This is a genomic window from Nostoc sp. FACHB-892 (assembly GCF_014698795.1).
Lineage (GTDB): Bacteria > Cyanobacteriota > Cyanobacteriia > Cyanobacteriales > Nostocaceae > Nostoc.
Genome location: NZ_JACJTR010000008.1, coordinates 164,919 through 189,744 on the forward strand (window position 1 = coordinate 164,919; position 24,826 = coordinate 189,744).

Genomic DNA, 24,826 nt, shown 5'->3' on the forward strand with positions numbered 1-24,826 from the left:
CCACTCACTGATTAATTACCATTGACTGTTGACCATTGACTTTTGGAGTCAGAGATTCAGATGTAATTTGTGGTGGATTAAGTATATATAAAAGACCCGTAGATGCAGCTACTAATAATAGAATATAGGTGAGGACAAGAGGTATGTATGTATTTGATTTGTTGTCTGAATTATTATGATCATTATTGGAGTCTTGGCGGACTACATTGCTTATAAGAGTATGTGATAAAGCATTTCCATCCAGCCCTAAAACATCTCCATAGCGACGGATGAATCCTTGAATAAAAATAGGCTCAGGCAATTCTTCAAATCGTTGTTCTTCTAAAGCTTGCAAAACACCTGCTCGAATGAGCGTTTGAGCGGCTATTTCTTCTATGCATATAGATTTTTCTTGTCTTACCTGTCGCAATTGTGTGGTTATTTCTTTTAGCTGCTCTACTTGAGCTTGGTTTAAGAGCGTCACTGTCTTCTCCTGTATAGGCTAATTCTCTATTCATATAGTGAGAAAGCTTAAATATGCATACGTATTATTACTGAATAATTGATTTTAAGGTAAAATCTTTTGAGAATGCTTGAAATCTAGATATAAAAATGCTACAGCTATCTAACTAAGTAATTTCCTTGTAAATATAAACACTTTATATTCTCTAAAAAGTTAGGGCATGAAATTTAATAAACTGCAATTTATAATACAAGTATTTTCCCAACTGCTATTCTGGGGTGGAATCATTGCAGTGTTGGCGTACTCTGCCATCTGTCTATTTCTTTTTATTGGGCAACCTCGGTTCATTTTTTTTCCCTCTGCTGTCATTGAAAAGACCCCAGAGTTTTTTAATCTACCTTACAAAGAGGTTTGGTTACCTGTACCAGTTAAAGCAGGCAAGGTGGAACACATTCATGGTTGGTGGATAGAAGCCAAGCAACCCAATGCTAAGGTGTTGCTATACTTACACGGAAACGGTATCAATATTGGCGCAAATATAGCTCATGCTAATCGGTTTCATCAGCTAGGGTTTTCGGTATTGCTGATTGATTATCGGGGTTATGGTCGCAGTGAGGGGATGTTTCCCAACGAAAAGCGTGTTTATGAAGATGCATTCACAGCTTGGAATTACTTAGTGCAGCAACAAGAGATTCCACCTAGCCAAATTTTTCTTTATGGACATTCTCTTGGGGGTGCAGTAGCCATCGACTTAGCAGTGAAACAGCCACAAGCCGCCGGTTTAATCGTGGAAAGCTCTTTTACATCTATCCGCGATCTAATAACTTATCGAAACGTGTTTTGGATGTTTCCTGTGGATTTAATCTTGACACAGCGCTTTAATTCCATTGAAAAATTGCCAAAGTTAAAAATGCCAGTTTTATTCATTCATGGTGCTGCTGATTCGACTGTACCTTCTTTCATGAGCCAAAAATTATATGCCGTTGCTCCCGAACCAAAGCAACTATTGTTGGTTCCAGGAGCAGATCATAATGACACAGCAGTAATTGCCGGTTTGCAATATTTGCAATGGGTAGAGTCTTTTTTTGAAAAAGTGTGATCTAGTAGCTATTCCCTTTGGGTGCGGCTATTGTCATAATACGTATCTTCATAATGAGTAATATTAAAGACTTATTGCAGATATTTATGGAAATAATCATTAGACTTGTCGCTAAATTCTGCAAAAAAAATTACAGATTCATCACCGAAATGAAATATGCTGTAACTATTCAAGCAAACTTGATTATAAGTTTTAGGATTAAATTAGAAGATTTCTAAATACATTTTATTAGTTACATATGTTTCAACGAGTTTTGATTTGCACAGACTTTTCCGACGGTTTGCATCGTCTAAGACATCTTGTTTCTAGTCTTGCGCTTACGGGGATGAAGCAAATAGTTTTTTTGCACGCTGTTCCATTATCGGAAAGAGGCATTATTCCACAAGTCGATAGTGAAAAAATAGAACAAGCTCAAACTCGATTCGCAGAAGCTGTTGGCGAAAGCCCCACTGATGTAGAAGTAAAAATAGAAGTTCAATCGGGAAAGCCTGTTGATACCATCCTTAATGTTGCCCAAACTTATCAGTCTCAATTGATTATCTTGGGTTCTCAAAGCCGCAGCTTATTCACGGAAAAATTGGTGGGTAGTACAATGGCTAACTTATCTCGTCGAACACCTATTCCCTTACTGGTACTGCGTCCTCAGTTAATTGGTGCTTATACTTCTGAGGAATTAATACTCCGTTGTCAGCACCTTTTCCGTTCTTTGCTAATTCCCTACAACGGTACTCAAGAGGCGGATTATTTGGTAAAACAAGTAAAGCAATTGGCTCAACAACAATCTGGTAAATATCTACAACAATGCAAGCTTTGCTGGGTTTTAGAAGATAGTGGTCGTCGAGAAATACCAAGGAAAATCTCACCACAGCAGGCTGAACATACTCTATCTCAGATTAAAGCTGATTTGGAGGGGATAAATTTACAAGTAGAGACAGAAGTTCGGGAAGGATACTTTGTTACCGAGATTTTAGAGGCGGCTGCAATGGGTGATATTAGTGCGATCGCAATATCTTCAGGAACGATAGGTAAACTCCAAGAATGGTTGGTTTCCAGTTTTACAGCTGAATTATTGCGTTTTAGCTGGTATCCCGTACTCTTTTTTCCAAGCCAACGTGGCTAAACCTGTGCCACAGACTTACTAGCCGCTATCATTGTTAACCCATCCCTACCCTACTAAAAGTTGAGGCTAGGGACTGCCGCGATATGTTCAAAAATCTTCATCAAAATTCTATTCCGATATATCGTGATATATTGCGATATATCGTATATTAGAGAAAGTTGATTTGAGATTGATTTATGTTTAGACACTTTCGGTCACGTTTTGGCGCACCTGCATGGGCAGGAGTTGACGAAGATGATTCATTGCTTGTCAGGTTTTGGTTTGGGCATGGCAAGCATCATGGTAGAGATCATGACAAACACTTTGGCAATGAAATGTTTGGTCGTGGTTGGGGAGATGAATATCGGACTCGTCGGGGTGATATTAAGTTCATCCTGCTGGAATTGTTATCCGAGCATCCTAGTCATGGTTACGACCTGATCAAAGATGCGGAAACTCGCTATGGTGGTTTCCGTCGCCTCAGCCCTGGCTCGGTGTATCCAACACTCCAATTGCTGGAGGAAGGTGGTTATCTCAAGAGCGCACAAGAAGGTGGCAAGCGGATTTACACTATTACTGATGAGGGTAGACAATTATTGGCAGAACGTGCCCAACAGGATACTTCAGATTCTCCTTGGGATACCTTCAAAAGCTTCGTGAAAGGTAAGCCCCAAGAGTTTATTGAGTTGCGGAATGCTGCAACCGAATTGGCTGCTGTTGTGGTGCAGGTTGCTCGTAGTGGCAATGTGGAGCGAATAAATCGGGTGCGTGAGCTTTTAGAGCAAGTTAAACGGGAAATTTACGCGATTCTTGCCCAAAAATAAGTAGAGACAGGTTAGCAAATTCGTGTCTCTACCTTGATGTTCTCAGATTTTGTGCTTATGAGTTAGAAGCGATCGCACTTAAATCTGGTTCAATGAGTGAGTTGAGCAATGTCCACAACTGCAAATCAGTAAAATCTGGAATTGCCATAAATGCGCCGATTTCCTGTAAAACTTGGGGATCGTGGGTGGAGGCGATGCCAATAGTGCGGATATGTGCGCCCACCGCCGCCCGAATTCCGGAGGGAGAGTCTTCTAAAGCGATCGCTTCCTCTGCTGTAATCGCCAAATTATTCAGGGCGACTTGGTAGGGTGCAGGGTCAGGTTTACCTGCTACACAATCATCCGCTACAACAACTGTATGGAAAGCTTCTTTTATTCCCAAAACCTCTAGCATAAATTCTGCATTTAATCTAGGAGCATTAGTTACTAATGCGCGTTTTAACTGATGTGTCTCTGTCCATTTTAATAGTTCGGAAAATCCACTTAGCGGTTTGAGATCCGGGGCGAGTTTGCGGAAAAGCGCCTCTTTTTCATCTGCAAATTTTTCCCCTTCTGCTATTGATAATTGTGGCAGAATATCCTTAACAATTTCTGGATTTAGCCGTCCACTAATTCGGGATTTATAAAATGTTTCGTCAATTTCTATGCTGTAATTTAACAGCATTTCCTGCCAAGCTTGGTAGTGTATAGGATCAGTATTGACAATAGTCCCGTCTAGGTCAAAGAGAATTGCAGCTAGCATGATTTTTGGGTAAAATGTAAATAATTGTTAACTTAATTTAAATAGTTTACATTGTTTTTTTGTCCTTATACAGCGTAAAAAGCTATAAATTAATCTGCTAAATCCTAAAATCTATACTGGATAGGGCATATAAGCGCAGACAGGTAGAGCCTCTCAAAAAACTGCCGTATAATTGATAACCTTCAACGTAAGCAAATGCTAGCCGATCCAAACTTTTTTCGCGTTGATGATTTACTAGTGCAGATTTACAACTCTGAAGTCGAAATGGCCCAGAATGTTGCAGAAATCGCGCAAAAGCATTTACAGTCAGTTCTCAAACAACAAGATACAGCTGCTGTATTGTTAGCAACAGGTAACTCCCAACTCAAATTTCTTGATGCTTTGATTGCATTGGGTGGTGTAGATTGGTCACGAATTATTCTGTTCCATCTAGATGAATATTTAGGAATTACTGCTGACCATTCTGCCAGTTTCCGGCGCTATATGCGAGAACGTGTAGAGAAGCGGGTTGCTCCTAGGCAATTTCACTATATAGAAGGTGATGCTTTGCAACCAGTAAACGAGTGCGATCACTACACTAAATTATTGCAAGCACAACCAATAGACTTATGCTGTCTTGGTGTTGGCGAAAATGGACATTTAGCTTTTAACGATCCAGCAGTAGCAAATTTCCAAGATCCTTACAGTGTGAAACTAGTAAAACTAGATACAGTGAATCGTCAGCAACAAGTAAGCACAGGTCACTTTCCGAATCTAGAAACTGTTCCACAATATGCTTTTACTGTCACTATCTCAACGATTTGTTCAGCTAAAAAAATTCTCTGCCTCGCTCCAGAAAAACGTAAAGCGAATGTGGTGAAAGCAATGTTGCAGGGTTCTATAAATACAGACTGTCCGGCTTCTGTTCTGCGTCAACAACCCCAAGCGACGTTATTTTTAGATGTCAATTCTGCTAGTTTGCTGTCGTGAAAAACGAAAACTGCTGTATAATCCTACCAAACACATACTGTTAGCAGTATTGAATGCTGCTATCAACAGAAAGTGCATCCCCCTCCTAGCACCAATCAAAAAAAATCCCTAGACCTTTTCTTAGTATGCGGACTCCAAAGTTTAGGACAACATTGTGTTGCAGTCCTCAAGGAGTACGATGTTAAAGTTAGCGCCATTGATGATGTGCAGCCCGAACATTGGGAAGTCCCAGAAGTACCAAGCTTACTAGAAAAGTTAATTATAGGAGACTGCCGCCAGCCAAGTGTTTTAGAGCAGGCAGGTATAAGGCAGTGTCGTTCAATACTTTTAGTGACCAGAAATGAGCGGATAAACATAGAAGCCGCCTTTGCAGCACGGCGACTTAATCCACACGTTCGCCTGATTGTCCGTTCTGACAAACAAAATTTTAACAAACTCTTGGGGGAAAATCTCGGCAATTTTGTTGCCTTTGAGCCTACCCATCTCTCAGCTCATGCCTTTGCTCTGACAGCCCTCGGCTCTGAAGCTATTGGATATTTCACCTTAGAGGGGCAACTATTGCAAGTGATCAAGCATCAGGTACAAGCGAAGGATAGCTGGTGCAATGGCAAGCCCTTACATAGACTTAATCTTACAACTCGCCGTATCTTGAGCCACACAACTGTTTCATCTGATCCACTCAGAGAATTGTTTGGGTTTGATCCAGAAGCAGAAGTGCAGGTAGGAGACACAATCGTTTACATTGATGTTGCATACGAACTAGCTTTATCTGAGCAACATCCAAATAAATCTTATCGCCAAAGTTGGCAGTGGCAAGAGTTTATCCAAGGCATCACAGCAAAAAATCTTAAGCAGAAAATAATACAATTTTGGCAATCTTATTACCAAAGCCAAAATCAAATCCGGCGAATTGCGACAATCTATGCGATTACTGTACTCATCCTGTGGTTTCTTGGAATAGTTCTTTACCGCTTGTATTATCCTGACATCACCCTGCAAGAAGCTTTCTATGCAACAGCAGTCTTGCTCTTAGGAGGATACGGAGATTTATTTGGCGGTGTTGAGTTTAGCTCGCAATCAGAATCTTCGGGCCATATCCCTTGGTGGTTGCGGTTCTTTAGCCTGGGACTGACGTTGACAGGCCAAGCTTTTGTAGGAGTATTATATGCACTGGTAACTGATGCTCTTGTCACTTCAAGATTCCAGTTTTTCAATTCCCGTCCTCCAATACCACAACGCAACCATGTGGTGATTATTGGCTTAAATCGCTTGGGATTGAGGGTGGCTGCTCTTTTGCAAGAACTCAACCAGCCGTTAGTAGGAATTCATACTACTACTCTCGACCAAGACACTTTACCGGATATGCCGCTTATTGTTGGCAATGCTAGCGAAGCATTGGCTAAAGTTAATCTCTCCCGTGCTAAAAGCATCGTTTTAGTTGGGGACGATAATATGGAAAATCTGGAAATTGGTTTGATGGCTCATGGAATGAACCCCACCACCAGCTTGATTATCCGCTCTCAAGATCGCCATTTTAGTGATAATATAGCCCCTTTGTTTCCCTATGCTCAAGTTCTGTGTGGCGCGGCTTTATCGGCAGAAGTCTTTGCTTGTTCTGCTTTTGGAGAAAATGTTCTGAGCTTGTTTCACTTGAGCGAGCAAATAGTCATGGTGACGGAATACAAAATTGAAGATGGCGATACTCTCAACGGGTTGCTTCTATCTGAAATAGCCTATGGCTACAATGTTGTGCCGATTCTTTACCAGAAATATCAGCGAGACAATTACTCGTTAATGCCTTGGTATGATGTTAAGCTTTATGCTGGCGATCGCTTGATTGTTTTAGCCACAAGCAGTAGTTTGCAGCGAATTGAATGGGGCGAAATGCTGCCTCGCCTTTGGCAAGTGCAGATTGAAAAAGCTCTGACTGCAAATGCTATTATGTATGGTGCTGAAGAAATAGTCTTGATTACGGGATGTAGTTTTGCTAATGCTAGGCAATGGATGAATAATTTGCCTAAAGTCTTGCCAATATCGCTTTATAAACATCAAGCTCAACGTCTTGTACGTGAGTTAACAAAAATACAAGTTTTGGCAAATGTAATGTTCATCAGGCAAGACAATAGCTCGACTTGAGCAAAGTGGTGTGTCATTGTAGGGGCACAATATCATATTGTGCCCCTACGCATCTCATCTAAGCACTGTAATAGCCTGAAATGGTCACAAATGCCGACTGTACGGCTTCTATCTACAGTGGGTAATACTATCTACGAGTGCTTGTTACTTCATTAGGATCTCTATAAGCCTGAACTTTTTCGCGCTTACCAGTCAGACCTGCTAAACCGGCTAAACCAAGTAAACCTAGCCAACCCCAATCGAAACCGCGATCGCTAGTTCTCTCGACAGTTATAACGCCTGTATTCCTATTAGTACCTGTTGTGTCAGTACCTGTAGTTCCAGTACCTGTTGTGTCAGTACCTGTTATACCAGTGCCTGTGGAATCAGTGCCTGTAGTTCCTGTTGTACCAGTGCCTGTGGGATCAGTGCCTGTAGTTCCTGTTGTACCAGTGCCTGTAGTTCCAGTACCACCAGTGCCTGTAGTTCCAGTGCTTGAGCCAGTTCCTGTGGTTCCAGTGCCTAACCCAGAACCTGAGCCAGTGCCAGTTCCTGTGGTTCCAGTGCCTAACCCAGAACCTGAGCCAGTGCCTGTATTTCCAGTGCTTGAGCCAGTTCCTGTGGTTCCAGTGCCTAACCCAGAACCTGAGCCAGTGCCAGTTCCTGTGGTTCCAGTGCCTAACCCAGAACCTGAGCCAGTGCCTGTAGTTCCAGTGCTTGAGCCAGTTCCTGTGGTTCCAGTGCCTAACCCAGAACCTGAGCCAGTGCCAGTTCCTGTGGTTCCAGTGCCTAACCCAGAACCTGAGCCAGTACCTGTGGCATCAGTACCTGAGCCAATGCCTGTGGTTCCAGTGCTTGAGCCAGTTCCTGTAGTTCCAGTGCCTAACCCAGAACCTGAGCCAGTGCCAGTGCCTGTGGTTCCAGCGCCTGTGGTTCCAGCGCCTGAGCTACTGCCACCACTAGCAGCTCCGCTGCCGGAGCCTCCACTTTGGGCAGAAACAGAAAGAGGTAAGGACAAAGAAGCGAAACTTATGGCAAAGACAGTAGCCAAAACAGCTTTAGATAAATCAAAAGGCTTCATAGTTATGGTTCCTTTTATGTTTTAGATTTCTGTGGTTGATTGATTTTCAAAAGTGATATTGTCTACTCAAATCCACTGCTAAATTAGAGGAGTTTTGACAATACAGTAGGAGTCTTTCATTTAATTTGTTTTGGAAAAGCTGAAAGCATTTGAAGCTCCCATAACAACTTACTATTCGTCATATTCAAACTAATTCATAATCAGTAATTATTTATTGTATGATATAATTGTGAACTCATTAGCAAACCCACTTGTTCACAAAAACAAGGAATAATAATATTTATTTTTCATAAACTTACATTCACTTGCATCTTAATTTATAATTACTTATTGTGAATTATTTTGCTATTCCCTATTCAAGATAGCTGCTAGTCTTTTATCTGGCTTCTACCATAAGAGTATAAAAATTCTATCGCAAGAATTAGTTTGGCATTAAACTTATTTGATTAACGTGAAGATAATGAAATTTTTTCGAGCTTGCAATTAGATAAGCATACCTCAAGATAAACACAATCTTCACACTGAGGATTTTTCCCTGGATTGGTACATCCACAGGGAGGGTTTACAAAACACTCAGAAGGATCTTTATGTTTTTGAAATTTTTTGGATATAAAGTACAAAGCTGCTTCTTGTAAGCAAAAAACAAAATCTTTAACCATAAAATTTCTACCAATTATAGTGAATCTAAGGATTTGTTAGTTACTTATCTAAATTCATTAATTAAGTATGCAAGAATAAATAAAACTATGCTACGTATTAATGTAGAACTAATTAAATGAAATGGCTTCTTATAAATAGCGATTAAAGCCATAGATAGAAGATATGATGTTTAGCTTGCTTTCCCAAAAGTTCAGTAAAACCTTTTCTTTATTCACATCTACCTACTTGATAATTACAAGCGATCGCTAAATAAAAAAGTATTTTTGATTGACCAAAACTAATTAGTTTATTTGACATTATTCTTAGTTAAGTTTCAATCAAATATAATTTTAAAGCTGCCAGATACTATGAACAGTTGAAACTACATTAAGAATACTATACAAGTCTATTTCACCTGATAGATTATAACTTCATACTCCAGATGTGCATTACATTAGACTTAAGGAATATTTTATTGTAATTTCTAATGACTGATACAAATCCTTTGCGTGTCGTTTTAGCTCGTATGGAGTTAATTATTTGCTTCACCACGTTACTCAGAAGACGTTTGAAGAATTCGGATCATCCGCCCTGATGGTTCAAAAAGTGCATATCAAAGCGAATGGCATTTATGATAAGCTGATGCGTGCCTAAATTGTATAAACCTCTTTACGGTGGTTAAGTATTGACGGTTAACGGTTATCAGTCATCAGTTATCAGCCTTCATGTAAATGTTCAAGTTAAGTGCGTAACAGCTTATTCAGTTGATTACACTTTCTCTTTAGGTGGTGTTGCGATACCGCGCTTAACTAGACTCGCTTCAAGTTCCTTAATGAATTTTAAGTCTTCCTCCAATAGAGGCTGGCTTTCGCTAAAAGAAAAGTCCTTACTTACAGAGGGATTTTTCTCAAGGAAAGCAAATGCTTGCCGAAATTGACGCGGATTTGCTTTAATTAGCGAGTCAAAGTGACAGGAAATAATCTGCTGAAAATCCCAACTTGCAACTCTATCAGCCCAGTCGAGGACTTGCCTTGGTGCTTGGGGAAGAATGAGGATTTGCAGAATCGGTGCGACAAATGGTCGCCCTTGACCTCGTAAAGCATCGAATGCCTGCTTCCAGGTTTCTTGCCAGCGAAAAGGAAATAAACCAAAGTATGCTTTTAGCGATCGCTGTGGTGCTTTGAGAGCATCACGAAACATCTGTCCGATTGCAGTAACTTCTAGCGCACTTGGACGTAAGTAAAGCGCAAACAATGAAATTCGTTGCCATCCCTTGCGGCGGTTGTCTTCATTGTCCTCGACCGTCTCCAAGGCGTTTTCCCTTGCATGAAACAGTAGGGGATAAGGATCTAATTGTATGATTTCTGGTGGGTCTTCAGGTACAGAAAGTATAGAATCAGTTACAAGCAGAGTGCGCGATCGCTTGTGAAGTACTGCAACTTCTGCAAAAGATCCTCGTCCCAAATTGATATCCAATATTGCATAGTCAAACTCCAGAGCGAAGGGAGCAAGGCTTGAGTCCTCTGGCAGTTCTTGAGTTCGTTTTTGGGGAAAGCCTAGCCAACTAAGCGGCAGGTTGAACGGGAAACTCCACTGGTGCGGGGCAACAAAGACTTGTGCTTGAGGAAAGCGGCGAGAAAAGGGGCCCACGAAGACTTTATGCTCCAGACCAGAACTGGTTGGCAGTACGATGTACTTAACTTCACCGTGCTTTGCTACTAACTCATTAACTAAGCGGATACACTCAGTTGTTGGAGCGACAGGTGCATAGACCAGAAGTCCTCCGGCAGCGAGCTTGACGATAGTCATGCGAATCGGCACGATGGTGTAGAGAATACCGTGTACCTGATCGAATGTCCAGATAGTGTCAAAAACTATTTCCTTGCGAAGTGTCCGCCGCCTGCCGTAGGGATAGAGTGGGACAGTAGCCCAGAATGGCCATGACCAATCTTTTGGGTGGTTCATCGTCGTTCCATTGTCCTGGCGTGGGCCAGTTGTGAGAGTGCTGTAGTTGCGACAAGCAAGATTGACTTAGCACACTTGTCGGGCGAGAGCAACTAGCTAGAACTAAAATTATAACGCATCTTACATAAGCGATCGCTGTGCAAAAGCTCTCACATTGCCGGAGGCTGGTGTAGCATTCGATGACCTACACTGCTACCAACAAATCGCACACCACAGACATACACCCACTAAGAGTTTGTTTGAAAAGTCTTTGGCTGTGATTTTAGGCACTTGTTGATCCCTCCTAACCCCCTCAAAAAGAGGGGCTAGGGGGGATCTAGGTTTCAGGCTTCAGTGCGTAAGTCCTAAAGAAATCGGACAGTCCCATTGAACACAGGAATTGAGTAATTTAATTTTTGGATGTCCCTAAACAAAGCGACCGCTTGATTGTTTGCGTTGAATCCCAATCACACTTGGACGCGGTGGCCCGTCAGAATTCCCTTCAATGTTACTGGGCCAATTACTACCACGAGGTACACTGCGTTTTTGAGTAAACAAAGTACCATCCAAGTTCAAAATCTCAATATCTCGGCTGAGAGTTTGCTGAGGGGTGAATGGTACTTCTTCTCCAGGATGCTGCACTGAAATAATCAGTGTATCGCCAACGAAAGTAGGCCCGGTCAACTCACAGCGTGGTGGCCCATAAGCAAAAGGTACAACTTCTCCAGCATCAGGGCCACTGGTGGGAATGAAGAAAAGAAAGTTATTGCCAAAAACCCCAATCAGGTTAGAAGTTCTGACATTAAAATTAGAATCATCCGCACTGGGTGAATTAGAACCCACTACCCGATGGTCTACCCGTAATACTTCTGGGTTAGCGCCTGTGCTGAAACCATTGTGCGCTTCAGTAGACATATCAGTGACACCCCAAATGTTACCTTGGCTATCAAATGCTAAATTATCTACATTAGCAAAGCCATCTCCCGGTTCTGCTCCCGCTTCACCACCTTTAGCAAATCGCTGCCAACGGAAGGTTGTACCTGTGCCATCAGCACTATCTTCGATAATCTTAAAAAGTTCCCCTGAAGGTTGAGCAGCGTTGACTTTAGCACTATACTTGGAAACTACAAAGATTCGTGAATCAGGATATCCATCTCCTGATGGCGCACCATCTGTGTAAGCGATAAAGACTTCGTTATGATTTCTCGGATTGATTTCTATGTCTTCAGGACGAGCCGTTGGAGTTCCGCCGATGAGATTAGCAGCTAAAAAAGCATCAACTAATACCGCACCCTGGCTCGTGTAGAAATCTGACAACTTCTTACCCTTATAGGCAGGTAAAGCTTCAGTCTCACCATAAGAGCTAATAGTTCCGCCTGAATCAGTAACTGTTTTTATCGTGACAACAATTGATCCACCATTTTCAGTTTGTCCTAAAATCCCACTGCGTTTAGGTAGCCGAGTATTACCATTATTAGAAGCCTGTCCTAATGCGGCAATTTCTACAGAAGCAAGAGTTGAAGGTGGAATCGGATTTGTCGGCGTATTTAGTTTGAGAGGTATCCATTGTCCTGTACCGTTGGGATTGTAACGGGCGACATATAGAGTGCCGCTTTCAAATAAGCGACTATTGTTTTTATCAGTGGGATTTGTAACTGTACCAGAACTGACAAACTTCCAAGTGTGCCCGCCGCGTCGATCATCTCCCATATAACCCACTAATGGTTTCCCAGCTTTCGCACGCACAGCGATATTTTCATGACGGAAGCGACCTAAAGCAGTATGTTTGCGTGGGCGGAAACTTTGATTCGATGGATCGATTTCTACCATCCAGCCGTATTTTTCACCAACTAAGCCAAATGTAGCGCCTGTTGTGCCTTCGATGTAGCTTGTTTGTGTGCCATTGGGCTTGACAAGTTCCTGAACTCCGACAAAAGAGCTTGGACTGGCTTGAAAGTTTTCTTCGGCTGACAAAACAGTTCCCCAAGGAGTTGTACCCCCAGAACAGTTAAATCCGGTGCCGATGATTTTGTTACCGAGTCCGTCAGAACTGAGGGGGAAAACTTCTGTCGCACTTGGTCCAGTACCAATCAGATAATTGTTATCTCCTCGCTGGTAACTTCTGCCACCCCAAGATGTGATGTTTTTATAATTATCAGTGCGATCGCGATTAATTGCTAAACCAGAAAGTCCGTGAATGCGGCGGTTATTCGGGTCACGAACCACAGCAAAGCGGCCACTGCGATTTGGGCGGGCAATCCGCACAACAGAGCCACCAATGTTATACATGAATTCACCCAAGACTTCGATATTAGTTCTGTCTTCTGGTAAATCTCGACCAATGATTAGGGGGTAAGATGTGGGGAATCCTCCTAAACCGCTATCAGTTAAAAAGCCAGGTACAGTTGTAGAAAATGGGTAGGAGATGTATTCGTGATTGTTCCAAAGGTAGCCGTCATTGGGGCTTCTACCATCAATGGGAATAAAGCTGGTGTAGTCGCTATTGTAGCCAAAGTAATCTTCTTGATTTGGAAAAACGCGATCGCCCCAACTCACAATCACATACCGTTCGTATTCCGGTGGAACCACAACATCATCTACTATGCTATAGCTACTTAACTGGGCATTAGCAGAGGGTTGTAATACACTTCCTTGCCCAATTCCTGTTGGTAAGTAGCTTGTTTGTTGTGTGTAAATCGGTAAAGGATGGGGCAACCGAATTGGGGTAAATTTTAAGGGTTGAACCGCATTAGCAGCATTACCGCCCAAAAGTTTTTCTCCAAAAGCAGGAACTAGGACAGTTGCACCAGCGCTTGCACCAAAGAAAGCGAGTAACTGTCTACGTGTAAATTTAGTCATTAGGTTACCTCTTGTTAGGAATAGCGGAAATGATTAGCCTAAAATTTTTACCATTTCTTCTCTAGAAATGATTAATTTTATCCATCGTTATCAGTTGAGTATTTGCTGCATCTAGTAACTGGGATTTTCATTCGATTGATATTAACAAAGATGCAGATATAGCAGTAATTAATATTGTTCTGGAGACTTACTAATTACTTTTAATTTTGCAACTATTCGGCATAAAGAATATTAATTTACATTCATAACTATGTAGGTATACCTTTACCAATAACATCAATCTTAAGAAATAACTATATTTCTACCTCAAGGATGTTTATTGGATAGCTTGTTATTTTTAATGTCTACTTAAAGTTTTTTTAACCTTCTACTTTTTAATTTGAGTTATAGATAGTTTTTGCAGTGAATTTTTATGTAAATACCCATAAAAAATACAGTATTGAAAGTTGAAGCTAAAAATTAAGGAGTAAATAATGAATATAGTTATTTCCGCTACTGTTAGTATCTTTGCAAGTTTGGCTCTACCTAATGCTGCTGTAGCTGCAATCATCAACGGTGGCTTTGAAAATAGCTTTGACAATTGGCAAACGTTAGGCGATTACAGAATAGAGACTTCAGCTTTCGGGAGCAAAACAGTAGAAGGAAATTCTCAAGCTTTTCTATCAACTGCTTATAATGAAGTAGTTGGTGTTGACGAAAATGGTAGAGAAGTTATAGGAGGAAGTGCCGCTCCTGCTACCTACATCACAGGGATTGCTGAAAACTCATTAGAGAACTTTTTAGATGTATCATCCTTCTTTGGAGAAGACTTTCTAACAGATGCGATTGAAGGTTCTGCTATTAAACAAACATTCACAGCACAAGCAGGAGAAACCTTATCTTTTGCTTGGAACTTCCTTACCAATGAATCAATTGGCGATAATAGCAATCCTAATTTTAATGATTTCGCTTTCGCAACTGTGAGTAATAATTCTCAAAACTTATTTTTCAGATTAGCAGATACCACTACAGATTTTTTGGCTAGAGATTCTGATTCCAACTTTTTTGAAGAAACCGGATTTAAAACTTTTTCCTTTACCCTACCAACTGATGGAGAATATACTTTAGGCGTTGGAGTTGTAGATGTAGGTGAACCAACAATAGTTTCAGGACTGCTTGTCGATAAAGTGCAAGCTGTTCCCGAAACAAATTCAACATTCAGCCTGTTAATTTTGGGAATTGTAGGACTATTTTCTGCGCTCAAACATAGTCAGAAATCGCGCTATTAATTTAGGTAGAAAATTAGGATTTTATTGGAATAATCAACGCTTAACCTGATTGCAAAGAAGCATTAAAGTTAAGCTGTTACACTTTGCTGTGATCCAAACGCGACAATAAGGGGAGTATATGCAGAACTTGAACTTTGATCGCTTGTTATCAAATCGGGTGAGACGGCGACAAGTTTTGATTGGGACTGGAGCCTTAACTGGTTTGGCGATCGCCAATCAATGGCCTAATAAAGTTCTCGCCCAGCCCCGATTTTCTAATTATCCCTTTAGTCTAGGTGTCGCTTCCGGTGAACCACTTCCAGATAATGTAGTGCTGTGGACACGTTTAGCTCCCGATCCGCTCAATGGTGGTGGGATGCCACAATATAATGTTCCAGTGCAGTGGCAGGTTGCTACCGACGAAAAGATGCGGCAAGTTGTCCGCAGTGGCACACAGATGGCTACTCCAGAATTTGGCCACTCTGTTCATGTAGAAGTGCAAGGATTACAACCCGCCCGTTGGTATTGGTATCAGTTTAGGGTGGGCAATGAAGTTAGTCCAATCGGGCGAACTCGTACTGCTCCTAACCCGCGCGATCGCGTTGAGCGCTTCCGCTTTGCCTTCGCTTCCTGTCAAAGCTGGCAAAGTGGTTATTATGCCGCCTACAAAAATATGGCTCAAGAGGATTTAGACCTAGTGGTTCACCTCGGTGATTATATTTATGAAGGCGCGCCAAGTACAACTGCGCCGCGATCGCACGATGGCAATGGTGAGCCATTTACCTTGCAGGAGTATCGAAACCGTCACGCTCTCTACAAGACTGACCCACATCTACAAGCAACTCATGCGGCATTTCCTTGGCTAGTCACTTGGGACGACCACGAAGTTGATAATAATTGGGCAGACGAAATCCCTCAAGACCCCGAAGTACAATCACGCTCGGTGTTCCTTGCCCGTCGTGCTGCTGCTTTTCAGGCATACTACGAACACATGCCACTGCGGGACTTCTCAAAGCCTAGAGGTCTTGATTTGCAGCTCTACCGACGGTTGACTTTTGGCGACCTCGTTGAATTCAATGTCCTAGATACCCGCCAGTACCGTACCGATCAGCCCTGTGGTGATGGACGTAAGCCGCGATGCGCTGAAGCTACTGCTCCAACTGCCACAATGACTGGTTCCGAGCAAGAGCGGTGGCTGTTTGAGGGACTAAATCGCTCTGGCGCACGCTGGAACGTCATTGCACAACAGACTATCATGGCTCAGTTTGACTACAATACTGGAGCTGAAAAAGTCTTCAACCTTGACCAATGGGACGGTTATGTTGCCTCTCGCAATCGCATTCTCGGTTTCATCCAGCAACGCCGCCCCTCAAACCCCGTAGTCATTACTGGTGACTGGCATTCTAGCTGGGTTAATGACCTTAAGGCTAACTTTGACGACCCCAACTCACAAACAGTAGCGACTGAGTTTGTCGGTACTTCGATCAGTTCAGGTTGTCCCTGGACATTTGACGTAGAAGCAGCATTGCCACAGAACCCGTGGGTGAAATATTTCAATGGTAGACTGCGCGGTTATGTTCGCTGCGATCTCAACCGCGATCGCTGGCGTACTGACTACCGACTGCTGCCTCAGTCTCAACCTACTGAAATTACAGTGTCAGATCCAAATGCACCTGTCATTACAGCAGCTTCTTTCGAGTTGCCAAATCAGGGAGTTGTAGCGCAAGTCTAGTAGTCTGGCAATGCAACATCAGCCTCAAAATGAAAAACTCCACCCACAAAGGGATGGAGTTTTTGGGCATTCAAGCCCCTAAATTTATTTATGCGTAGGATAGAAACATTTATTTCGAGGCGCACAAGCGCGAGAAATAATACGTCTTTGTTCCAGAGCCAATACATTTATGTATAGAACCCATTTGAGATATATACAGGAGGGCAATCGAATTTGGCTGAACTACGAGCTAAGTTACAAATTTTATAGATTGATCGTCAGGATTTTTTTCTTGCTTTTTTTGTCGCTCAACACGACTGTATTGTAGGGTAATGTATCCGTTCCCAGCGGAATTGGCAGCTTAAAACTGGGGCTTTTATGATCGAGTTCGCCTAAATCAATGCTTTTCCTTATATCGCCATCTGTTGCAAGATTTGCGGTAAGTTCGCCTTTATAATCTTCAATTAAAAAGTCTCTAAAGAAAAGGACTGCCCCACCCTCAGGATCTATACCAAGGATGACCGTACCGCTGAAAGTTGTGCCTTTTCGTTCTTCATCAACCGTTGCCACTGTGATTTCCGAGGGGTCTTGACCGGACTTATCTGCCATAAACTTTTTTCTTTTGCGAATTCTCAACAATTGAAAATGATTTTACAAGAGCGCTATGGGCGATCGCAAAACTCTCAGGACGTATTTCTGCATCGGTCTTGCAAATGTATAGCCAAGTTATCGAGCCGTGAAGCGTAAAGCCCCCGTCATTCATGCGGGGGATATAAGCGAATAGCTGAATTTATTCCTATGATCGAGAACCCTAAGTTTCTTCGTGTCGGAGAAAAGGTTCTTAAACGTTCACAACGTCGAGTTTCTAGAAAAGTGAAAGGTTCAAAAAACAGAGGCAAGGCAAGACAGATTTTAGGTAAACGCCACCTCAAAATAAGTAGGCAACGTAAAGACCATGCTGTGAAATTAGCACGGTGCGTAGTTCAGTCAAACGACTTGATCGCCTATGAAGATTTGAGGATTAAAAATATGGTGAAAAATCACTGTTTAGCCAAGTCTATTAATGATGCATCTTGGTATCAGTTTCGTGTCTGGGTTGAATATTTTGGAAAAGTATTTTTAAGAGTCACGGTTGCGGTTAATCCGCAATACACAAGCCTTGAATGCTCTAGCTGCGGCGGAATCGTGAAGAAAACTCTATCCACCAGAACGCACGTATGTTCTTGTGGATGTGTAATGGATAGGGATGAAAACGCAGCAAGAATAATCCTTAGTCGAGGATTGGGTACTGTAGGGCATACAGGAACCTTTGCGCTAGACGCAAGCAACGCTTGGGGAGATGAAACCTCTACTCTCGTTGGTGAAAACCTGCAAGAGCAAGTTATGTCTTAGATTCAAGAATCCCCGTCGATTTATCGCGGGGAGTGTCAATTCTGGTTATACGCCTAATTGGAAGATTGAGTAGGGATGAGTAGGGGCCCAAAGCGATCACGTTAGCGAAGCGAGGCGTTAGCCTAGCGTTGCTGCAAAGCAGATCGCATCGCAGAAACCTGATAAAGGGGAGACGTTGAGAAGTTTCCGGATAACTTGATCCGACCTTGCCTCGGCAGTAGAGTGCCCCCTGCCTTCTTCATTGACTACCACGGCTTTGAGCTTCACTCCAAACTAATTTTCCACAACCCCTCTAGCGGATTGGGCTGTTGCAATTGACTATCACTCGTGCTGGGCCAATTATTGTCATATACCAACCCAACACTGAATATATTATTTACAGGATATTGCCCTATTTTTCCAAAACCTTCAATATTGTTTGAGTCAGTGATTACCTGTTGGTTCAGCTGTATAGTTATTTGGTTGCCGTCATCAAAGTAAATTGTGGCTCGTTTTTTATGAAAGCGTACCTGAACTTTATAAACCCCACCAGTTGCATAATAGTAAGCTCTCGCAGGCAACTTTTGACCATCGATATTCTGGCCTTTCAACTCGACTGCGATCGCAGGCGTACCTAGCAGCAACAGGACTGGCAGAAGGAACCCTAACATTTTCATTGGTTTGTTAACAAACGCTGTTTATCAAACTATTTCCCACTTTAAAACATAAATTTTAGCTGCGGGGTACACTTTCGCACTAACTCATGCGGGATGATCTATATAAAGTGTAGGGAGATGGAAAAGTATGGCTGAACACCCATTTCATGACCAACTGAGTTTAGAAGAACAAGCTGAGAAACTCGGAAAGCAAGCAGTAAGCTTGGGTTTGATTCCCAGCTTTGTGGTGCATTACTTTCCTGATACCTGGGTATTTTATATACCTAATGAAAGTAAATCAGAAGCACTGACACCAGAAGAGGCATACTTTCGTTTAAAGAAATTGATTGAAGAATAGATTTTTTGGCGACAAGTTTTTGAAGACAACAGCTTAGGCACAGCAATTGTTAAGTAACAGTAGTTATGGCGAAACCTGCAATTTTAACTGTCGATGATGATCCAGAAGTGTTGCAAGCAGTGTCACGAGACTTGCGGCATCAGTATGGCGATCGCTTCCGCATTGTCCGCGCAGATTCCGGTATTACTGCTCTGGACGCGGTGCAGCAACTCAAATTACGGAATGAAGCAGTTGCTCTATTCTTGGTGGATCAAAGAATGCCACAGATGGGAGGTGTGGAGTTCCTTGAACAAGCAAAAGGCATCTTTCCTGATGCGAAACGTGCTTTGCTGACGGCGTATGCAGATACGGATGCTGCAATTAAGTCAATTAATAGTGCCAGACTTGATTACTACTTACTTAAGCCCTGGAATCCACCAGAAGAAAGATTATATCCGATTTTAGATGATTTGTTAGATGACTGGCTAGCTGGATTCCGCCCACCCTTTGAAGGGATTCGAGTCATTGGTAATCGCTGGTCGCCTTTTTCCCATCAGGTGAAAGACTTTCTAGCGCGTAACCAGATTCCCTATAAGTGGTTGGATATTGAACTGGAGCCGGATGCAGCAAAATTAGTAGAATACGCAGAAGCTGATGGCAGACAGCAATTACCCTTGGTGCTGTTTCCCGATGGTTCCCGATTAATCCAACCATCGAATTTAGAGATTGCTGCCAAAATCGGACTGCAAACCCAGGCAGAGCGCCCATTTTATGACTTAGCGATCGTGGGTGGTGGCCCTGCTGGGCTAGCAGCCGCCGTTTATGGAGCTTCTGAAGGATTGAGTACTGTCTTAATTGAGCGTGAAGCACCAGGTGGACAAGCAGGTACGAGTTCACGCATTGAAAACTATCTGGGGTTTCCTATTGGCTTAAGCGGCAGCGATTTGGCCAGGCGGGGAGTCACTCAGGCGCGGCGATTTGGGGTAGAAATTCTCACTCCTCAAGTAGTAACTGGAGTCAAGCTACAAGATCCTTATCGGGTTCTACAATTGGCCGATGGCAGCGAGATTAGTTGCCATGCACTTTTAGTTGCAACTGGCGTTTCCTACCGTTGGTTAAATGTCCCAGGAGCCGAGAAGCTGACAGGGGCAGGAGTTTATTACGGTGCTGCTATGACTGAAGCGATCGCCTGTACCAATGAAGAAGTTTACTTAATAGGTGGGGCAAATTCTGCCGGACAGGCAGCAATGCACTTTTCTAAGTATGCCAGCAAAGTGATCATGTTGGTGCGGGGAGAATCGCTTTCATTGAGTATGTCCCAATACTTGATTGACCAGATTGCGGCTACTGAAAATATCCAAGTTTGCACAAGTTGTAGCGTTGTGGAAGTGAAGGGAGATGATTCTTTAGAAGAAATTGTGATTAAACACGCCAAGACTGGACAAACTGAAACCGTACCAGCGCGATCGCTTTTTATCTTCATCGGTGCTAGCCCTAAAACTGATTGGCTCGATGGTGTTGTTCGACGCGATGCTCAGGGATTCATAATCACAGGCCCCGACTTGATGCACAATGGCAAACCTCATCCAGGTTGGGGTTTGGAACGCTCACCTTTCTTACTAGAAGCCAGCGTTCCTGGCATATTTGCAGCCGGAGATGTCCGTTCCGGGTCAATTAAGCGGGTGGCATCCGGTGTGGGTGAAGGTTCGATCGCCATTCAATTTGTTCACCGCTATTTAAGCAATGTTTAGCTAGATCGGGAAAAACTAAGGAGATTGATTAATGTTGTGTATTGAAGACTTGATCAACTTAGACCCGTTTCAACGGCTTCCTAAAGAGCGATTGGAGTGGGTGTGCGATCGCGCTGGTACAGTTGAACTTCGTGCCGGAGAAGTGTTGGTGCATGAGGGAGACTCTGGACGCGGCTTATTTATCCTAGTCAAAGGAAAAATGAATATTACCCGCCGCACTGAAGGAGTTGAAATTCCCATTGGGCAACACGAAGCCCCATCCTTTTTTGGTGAAATTCCAGTCCTCACAGATGAGCCTGCACCTGTGACAATGCGAGCATTCAAAGATTGCTACCTCTATGAAGTTAAGCCAGACGACTTCCGTAAGCTGCTGCATGAATGTCGTGATTTTGAGCGGATGGTCTTCCGCATTATGGAACGTCGTCTGCGGGGACTAGAATCTTTCATTCGGGGGCGAGAAAAAATGGCAGCTTTAGGGACACTTGCCGCCGGTCTAGCTCATGAACTTAACAACCCAGCCTCAGCCCTTGTTCGGACTTTAGGAGAAATGCCAGCCGCGATCTTAGAGCTACAACGAATGAACTTAGTTTATGGGCAACGCAACGTTGAGGAAGCGCATACTCAAGACTGGTTGAGATTGCGCGATCAAGGCTATGATGCGATTTTAAATAATCGTCTAGATCCAGTGACACTAAGCGATCGCGAAACCATGTTGCTGGATTGGTTAGAAGATTATGGTGTGAAGCAGGCATGGAAATTAGCAGAACCTTTAGCAGAAGGCGGCATTGAGGTCGAAACTTTAGATCATCTCATGGAACGTTGGCGCAATGACGGCACTGAATTGCGTGAAATGGGATTGCACTGGCTATCGCTCTCTTTTGAAGTCATGTCGATGATTAAACATGGTTTGCGAGGAGCCGAAAGGATTTCCGAACTTGTGCAAGCGATGAAGTCTTATTCTTACCTCGATCAAGGCGTTCAGCAAGAAGTAAATGTACATCAAGCTTTAGAAGATACCCTGCGATTGTTTGCTCATAAACTCAAGTGCGGCATCCAAGTACAACGCAATTACGATCAACATATTCCTAGAATCCTGGCTTATGGCAGCGAACTGAATCAGGTGTGGACAAACTTAATTGACAACGCCATTGATGCAATGGAGGGTAAAGGAGTGCTAGAAATTACAACACACCATTGCGATCGCTTTGCCCATATTGACATCATCGATTCTGGTAGTGGAATTCCACCTGAAATTAAAACCCGCATTTTTGAACCTTTCTTCACTACCAAATCAGTAGGGCGTGGTTCAGGACTCGGTTTAGAAACCGTTCGCCGGATTGTAGAAAATCGTCATCACGGTACGCTCTCATTTGAGTCGCAGCCAGGTAGAACTTGTTTCACCATCTGCTTGCCTTTGTCAAATCAATGAATCATTTATCTGGCGGCGCTTTTATTAATTGCTGGACATGGGGTTGACGTAAAAAGCTAGCTTCGATTCTGTTCCAGTTAATATCTAGAACTTTTGATACCGACAAGAAGACTTTTCAAACATCCTCTAAAAGGGGATGGGATAACACGAAAGACTGTTGACGGCCTAAAAAGGTCAGCTTGTTTTCAAGTATATATACTTATAATAATTTTAGCATTTACCTTATGACTTATGACAATCCTCCAACTGATTGAACCCGAAATTAAAAATCTGGGTGAGTCTTTTGCCCGCCGCAGTTTACCATATCCTAATCGCCAAATGGTTGGGCCGTTTATCTTTTTTGATCATCTTGGCCCGTCGGTTATGCCCCCCAATCAAGGCATTGATGTCCGACCACATCCCCATATCAATCTTGCAACGGTGACTTATTTATTTGATGGTGCTTTGATGCATCGTGATAGTTTGGGTACCGTGCAAGAAATCCAACCAGGTGCAGTGAACTGGATGACAGCTGGAAAGGGAATTGTACATTCAGAGCGATCGCCCGACCATGATCGTTATAATGAAGCCATCATTCATGGCATTCAAACTTGGGTGGCTCTGCCTGTTGAACACGAAGAAACCGAGCCAAACTTTATTCACTATCCTGCTGAAATCCTTCCTACTTGGGAAGAGAATGGCGCTCTCATCAAACTGATCGCGGGAAAAACACTTGGCTACGCTTCACCTGTGAAAGTTTTCTCACCTATCCTCTATTTAGATGGAGTGTTGTCTGCCAATGCTCACTTCACTATTCCTACTGATTATTCAGAAAGAGCAGTATACAGTGTCACAGAAGGATTGAGGATTAATGATGAACCAATAGAGCAATATCGTCTCGCTATCCTACAACCAGGCGAGCAGATCAAGGTTTCTGCTACTGCCGCTGCTCGGTGTATTGTTATTGGGGGTGAGCCGTTAGGTACACGCTACAAATGGTGGAATTTTGTTTCTAGCCGATCAGAGCGAATAGAGCAAGCTAAAACTGATTGGCGCGACTGCCGCTTTGCTTCTGTGCCAGATGAAACAGAGTTTATTCCACTGCCAGAAGTAGTGACAGAAGCTAATCCTTTTTCTTGACACTGTTGCCGTCAAAGAAATCTGTGTAGAAGTATCCCTGCGGTCGGTTTTATACTGGTCGCAACTCATGAAGCAACGCGTTAGGTGGTTCGCTGACTTGTACTGAATCCCCAACTGATTTGCTCCTCTAGCAATAACTGCCTCCTTTAATAGTGGTATCGGTTTATAGTTAGGTTTTTTCGTGCTTACTTATTTACTGAGTTAGTTAAAATACATTAGCCACTGCTGGTTTTGTATTCTTGATTACCCAATAAAGTTAATATATTCTATGCCTTTAGTTATAGAAGCAAACCTAATCTTCTATATCTATAGGTAGATAAATAAAATAGTAATAAAAGTTTAAATCTTAAAAAGAGAAAATTAAACTTGTAAAATATCCCTATAGCTTTAGGTTTATCCTTTTACAAGAATCAAATACGTCTCATTTGTCAACATTTAAGAAGGCTGCTTCTTCAAACCTAGTAATCTTACTTAAAAAGTGTTGCATTAACCGTCAAATAGCTGTATTGTTAAAGGTGATTTCTCTAAAAACATTAACGATACACACGCAAGTAGTAAGGATGAAAAAATGACTTTGCTTAATTGATTAACAGTGCTAATCTCCCTTTTCCCAGATTCTCCTTTACGAATAAGTATTTCATTTACCTAATGTGCTAATTTTTCGTTTTTAAGGGATCTATTCAAAGGTAGCAGTTGTTAACCATGACATTATATCCTTAGATACACATGATATCTTTAGATAAGATCGCTGTAATGTTTACTTGAGATAGTAGCTCTCCTACAAAAATCAACTAAAAGCCATAGTAAATTTGGATTTACCTTTAAACATCTAAAATGCTACCAAGGTAAAATCTAAGTTATGACTTAAACCAGGACATTTCCCCCTAGCCTCCGAAAGTACTAGAGGGATCATCCCAGTTTTAGTTGTTTATCAGGCTGCTAAAAAATTAACCTTTGTGGGTTAGCTTTTTGTGCATTTTTCTGCAAAATCTCGGGCAAGAGAAATTCAGAATTTAGCTGCTGCACTTTCGTGCAACTGCTCTTTTACCATGAACTACAACTAATTTCAATTATGACACTTAAACTCCCTCAAAATCAACCTTCAGTTAAGCAACCTTTTGTAAGGTATAAGGCTTACAATACTGATTGTTTGACAAATGTAGTACTAAAACTAGAATTTTGCCTTAATAACCGAAATTTTGGCTTAATATATAAATTCCTTTCTCTATTAATTAAAAAATTGCAAATTCGCCACGAAATTAGCGTTTTTAAATCTTAACACGCTAGGCTCATTTTCTCGCTAACGTAGGTGCTAGCTACAATCTTTAGAACCTCAAAGAGGCTTAATTTTGGGTTTTAATAGATAAAATTTGCTAATGTAAATTTTTATGT

Annotated in this window: 18 protein-coding genes and 1 pseudogene; 12 read left to right on the forward strand and 7 right to left on the reverse strand. The window is 42.3% G+C overall.

Going from position 1 to position 24,826, the window contains the following annotated elements:
* Window positions 1-4 precede the first annotated feature (4 nt).
* Window positions 5-463, reverse strand: coding sequence for a helix-turn-helix transcriptional regulator (locus H6G96_RS13525; protein WP_347242227.1), 459 nt, complete (start codon window positions 461-463; stop codon window positions 5-7).
* Window positions 464-662: 199 nt separating this feature from the next.
* Here H6G96_RS13525 and H6G96_RS13530 point away from each other — a divergent pair, with 199 nt between their 5' ends.
* The 3 genes from H6G96_RS13530 (at window position 663) to H6G96_RS13540 (ending at window position 3,464) form a co-directional block, all read left to right on the forward strand.
* Complete coding sequence (locus H6G96_RS13530; protein ID WP_190911927.1) at window positions 663-1,541, forward strand: alpha/beta fold hydrolase; 879 nt, start codon at window positions 663-665, stop codon at window positions 1,539-1,541.
* Window positions 1,542-1,779: 238 nt separating this feature from the next.
* Window positions 1,780-2,661 carry a universal stress protein gene (locus H6G96_RS13535; RefSeq protein WP_190911928.1) on the forward strand — a complete coding sequence of 294 codons (882 nt, stop codon included), beginning with the start codon at window positions 1,780-1,782 and terminating at the stop codon, window positions 2,659-2,661.
* Between the two features lie 176 nt (window positions 2,662-2,837).
* Window positions 2,838-3,464, forward strand: coding sequence for a PadR family transcriptional regulator (locus H6G96_RS13540; protein WP_190911929.1), 627 nt, complete (start codon window positions 2,838-2,840; stop codon window positions 3,462-3,464).
* 55 nt (window positions 3,465-3,519) lie between these two features.
* Here H6G96_RS13540 and H6G96_RS13545 read toward each other — a convergent pair whose 3' ends face one another.
* Window positions 3,520-4,206, reverse strand: coding sequence for an HAD-IA family hydrolase (locus H6G96_RS13545; RefSeq protein ID WP_190911930.1), 687 nt, complete (start codon window positions 4,204-4,206; stop codon window positions 3,520-3,522).
* A gap of 195 nt (window positions 4,207-4,401) precedes the next feature.
* On the opposite strand from H6G96_RS13545, the gene H6G96_RS13550 reads away from it, so the two are divergent.
* On the forward strand, window positions 4,402-5,175 hold the full coding sequence (locus tag H6G96_RS13550; protein ID WP_190911931.1) for a glucosamine-6-phosphate deaminase: 774 nt from the start codon (window positions 4,402-4,404) through the stop codon (window positions 5,173-5,175).
* Window positions 5,176-5,247: 72 nt separating this feature from the next.
* The gene (locus tag H6G96_RS13555) at window positions 5,248-7,311 is read left to right on the forward strand and encodes an NAD-binding protein (RefSeq protein WP_190911932.1); all 2,064 of its coding nucleotides are present in this window, start codon (window positions 5,248-5,250) and stop codon (window positions 7,309-7,311) included.
* A gap of 127 nt (window positions 7,312-7,438) precedes the next feature.
* Here the strand turns inward: H6G96_RS13555 and H6G96_RS42825 are convergent, their stop codons facing one another.
* From H6G96_RS42825 to H6G96_RS13570, 3 genes are all read right to left on the reverse strand, one after another.
* On the reverse strand, window positions 7,439-7,660 hold the full coding sequence (locus tag H6G96_RS42825) for a WGxxGxxG family protein (protein WP_347242233.1): 222 nt from the start codon (window positions 7,658-7,660) through the stop codon (window positions 7,439-7,441).
* 2,118 nt (window positions 7,661-9,778) lie between these two features.
* On the reverse strand, window positions 9,779-10,975 hold the full coding sequence (locus H6G96_RS13565) for a DUF4336 domain-containing protein (protein WP_190911934.1): 1,197 nt from the start codon (window positions 10,973-10,975) through the stop codon (window positions 9,779-9,781).
* A gap of 405 nt (window positions 10,976-11,380) precedes the next feature.
* On the reverse strand, window positions 11,381-13,813 hold the full coding sequence (locus H6G96_RS13570; protein WP_190911935.1) for an alkaline phosphatase PhoX: 2,433 nt from the start codon (window positions 13,811-13,813) through the stop codon (window positions 11,381-11,383).
* Window positions 13,814-14,286: 473 nt separating this feature from the next.
* Here H6G96_RS13570 and H6G96_RS13575 point away from each other — a divergent pair, with 473 nt between their 5' ends.
* Both H6G96_RS13575 and H6G96_RS13580 read left to right on the forward strand, forming a co-directional pair.
* Complete coding sequence (locus tag H6G96_RS13575; protein ID WP_190911936.1) at window positions 14,287-15,081, forward strand: hypothetical protein; 795 nt, start codon at window positions 14,287-14,289, stop codon at window positions 15,079-15,081.
* Window positions 15,082-15,199: 118 nt separating this feature from the next.
* Entirely contained in the window at window positions 15,200-16,792 is a 1,593-nt protein-coding gene (locus H6G96_RS13580; RefSeq protein ID WP_190911937.1) for an alkaline phosphatase D family protein, read from the forward strand.
* A 243-nt stretch (window positions 16,793-17,035) separates the two neighbouring features.
* Here H6G96_RS13580 and H6G96_RS13585 read toward each other — a convergent pair whose 3' ends face one another.
* On the reverse strand, window positions 17,036-17,380 hold the full coding sequence (locus tag H6G96_RS13585) for a hypothetical protein (protein WP_190911938.1): 345 nt from the start codon (window positions 17,378-17,380) through the stop codon (window positions 17,036-17,038).
* 198 nt (window positions 17,381-17,578) lie between these two features.
* Here H6G96_RS13585 and H6G96_RS13590 point away from each other — a divergent pair.
* Window positions 17,579-18,163, forward strand: a pseudogene (locus H6G96_RS13590) (transposase); the annotation flags it as partial.
* A 263-nt stretch (window positions 18,164-18,426) separates the two neighbouring features.
* Here the strand turns inward: H6G96_RS13590 and H6G96_RS13595 are convergent.
* On the reverse strand, window positions 18,427-18,813 hold the full coding sequence (locus H6G96_RS13595; protein ID WP_242063275.1) for a hypothetical protein: 387 nt from the start codon (window positions 18,811-18,813) through the stop codon (window positions 18,427-18,429).
* Between the two features lie 133 nt (window positions 18,814-18,946).
* Between H6G96_RS13595 and H6G96_RS13600 the strand changes: the two genes are divergently transcribed.
* The 4 genes from H6G96_RS13600 (at window position 18,947) to H6G96_RS13615 (ending at window position 23,434) form a co-directional block, all read left to right on the forward strand.
* The gene (locus tag H6G96_RS13600; protein ID WP_190911940.1) at window positions 18,947-19,156 is read left to right on the forward strand and encodes a hypothetical protein; all 210 of its coding nucleotides are present in this window, start codon (window positions 18,947-18,949) and stop codon (window positions 19,154-19,156) included.
* A gap of 65 nt (window positions 19,157-19,221) precedes the next feature.
* Complete coding sequence (locus tag H6G96_RS13605; protein WP_190911941.1) at window positions 19,222-20,886, forward strand: FAD-dependent oxidoreductase; 1,665 nt, start codon at window positions 19,222-19,224, stop codon at window positions 20,884-20,886.
* 31 nt (window positions 20,887-20,917) lie between these two features.
* Entirely contained in the window at window positions 20,918-22,315 is a 1,398-nt protein-coding gene (locus H6G96_RS13610) for an ATP-binding protein (protein WP_190911942.1), read from the forward strand.
* A 231-nt stretch (window positions 22,316-22,546) separates the two neighbouring features.
* Window positions 22,547-23,434: a pirin family protein gene (locus H6G96_RS13615; RefSeq protein WP_190911943.1), complete on the forward strand. Its 888-nt coding sequence runs from the start codon at window positions 22,547-22,549 to the stop codon at window positions 23,432-23,434.
* Window positions 23,435-24,826: the final 1,392 nt, after the last annotated feature.

Coding starts and splice junctions, on each gene's coding strand:
- H6G96_RS13550 (WP_190911931.1), top strand. CDS start 4,402: ATGCTAGCCGATCCAAACTTTTTTCGCGTTGATGATTTACTAGTGCAG.
- H6G96_RS13540 (WP_190911929.1), top strand. CDS start 2,838: ATGTTTAGACACTTTCGGTCACGTTTTGGCGCACCTGCATGGGCAGGA.
- H6G96_RS13535 (WP_190911928.1), top strand. CDS start 1,780: ATGTTTCAACGAGTTTTGATTTGCACAGACTTTTCCGACGGTTTGCAT.
- H6G96_RS13585 (WP_190911938.1), bottom strand. CDS start 17,380: ATGGCAGATAAGTCCGGTCAAGACCCCTCGGAAATCACAGTGGCAACG.
- H6G96_RS13545 (WP_190911930.1), bottom strand. CDS start 4,206: ATGCTAGCTGCAATTCTCTTTGACCTAGACGGGACTATTGTCAATACT.
- H6G96_RS13565 (WP_190911934.1), bottom strand. CDS start 10,975: ATGAACCACCCAAAAGATTGGTCATGGCCATTCTGGGCTACTGTCCCA.
- H6G96_RS13570 (WP_190911935.1), bottom strand. CDS start 13,813: ATGACTAAATTTACACGTAGACAGTTACTCGCTTTCTTTGGTGCAAGC.
- H6G96_RS13595 (WP_242063275.1), bottom strand. CDS start 18,813: ATGTTAGGGTTCCTTCTGCCAGTCCTGTTGCTGCTAGGTACGCCTGCG.
- H6G96_RS13610 (WP_190911942.1), top strand. CDS start 20,918: ATGTTGTGTATTGAAGACTTGATCAACTTAGACCCGTTTCAACGGCTT.
- H6G96_RS13580 (WP_190911937.1), top strand. CDS start 15,200: ATGCAGAACTTGAACTTTGATCGCTTGTTATCAAATCGGGTGAGACGG.
- H6G96_RS13600 (WP_190911940.1), top strand. CDS start 18,947: ATGGCTGAACACCCATTTCATGACCAACTGAGTTTAGAAGAACAAGCT.
- H6G96_RS13530 (WP_190911927.1), top strand. CDS start 663: ATGAAATTTAATAAACTGCAATTTATAATACAAGTATTTTCCCAACTG.
- H6G96_RS13615 (WP_190911943.1), top strand. CDS start 22,547: ATGACAATCCTCCAACTGATTGAACCCGAAATTAAAAATCTGGGTGAG.
- H6G96_RS13575 (WP_190911936.1), top strand. CDS start 14,287: ATGAATATAGTTATTTCCGCTACTGTTAGTATCTTTGCAAGTTTGGCT.
- H6G96_RS13605 (WP_190911941.1), top strand. CDS start 19,222: ATGGCGAAACCTGCAATTTTAACTGTCGATGATGATCCAGAAGTGTTG.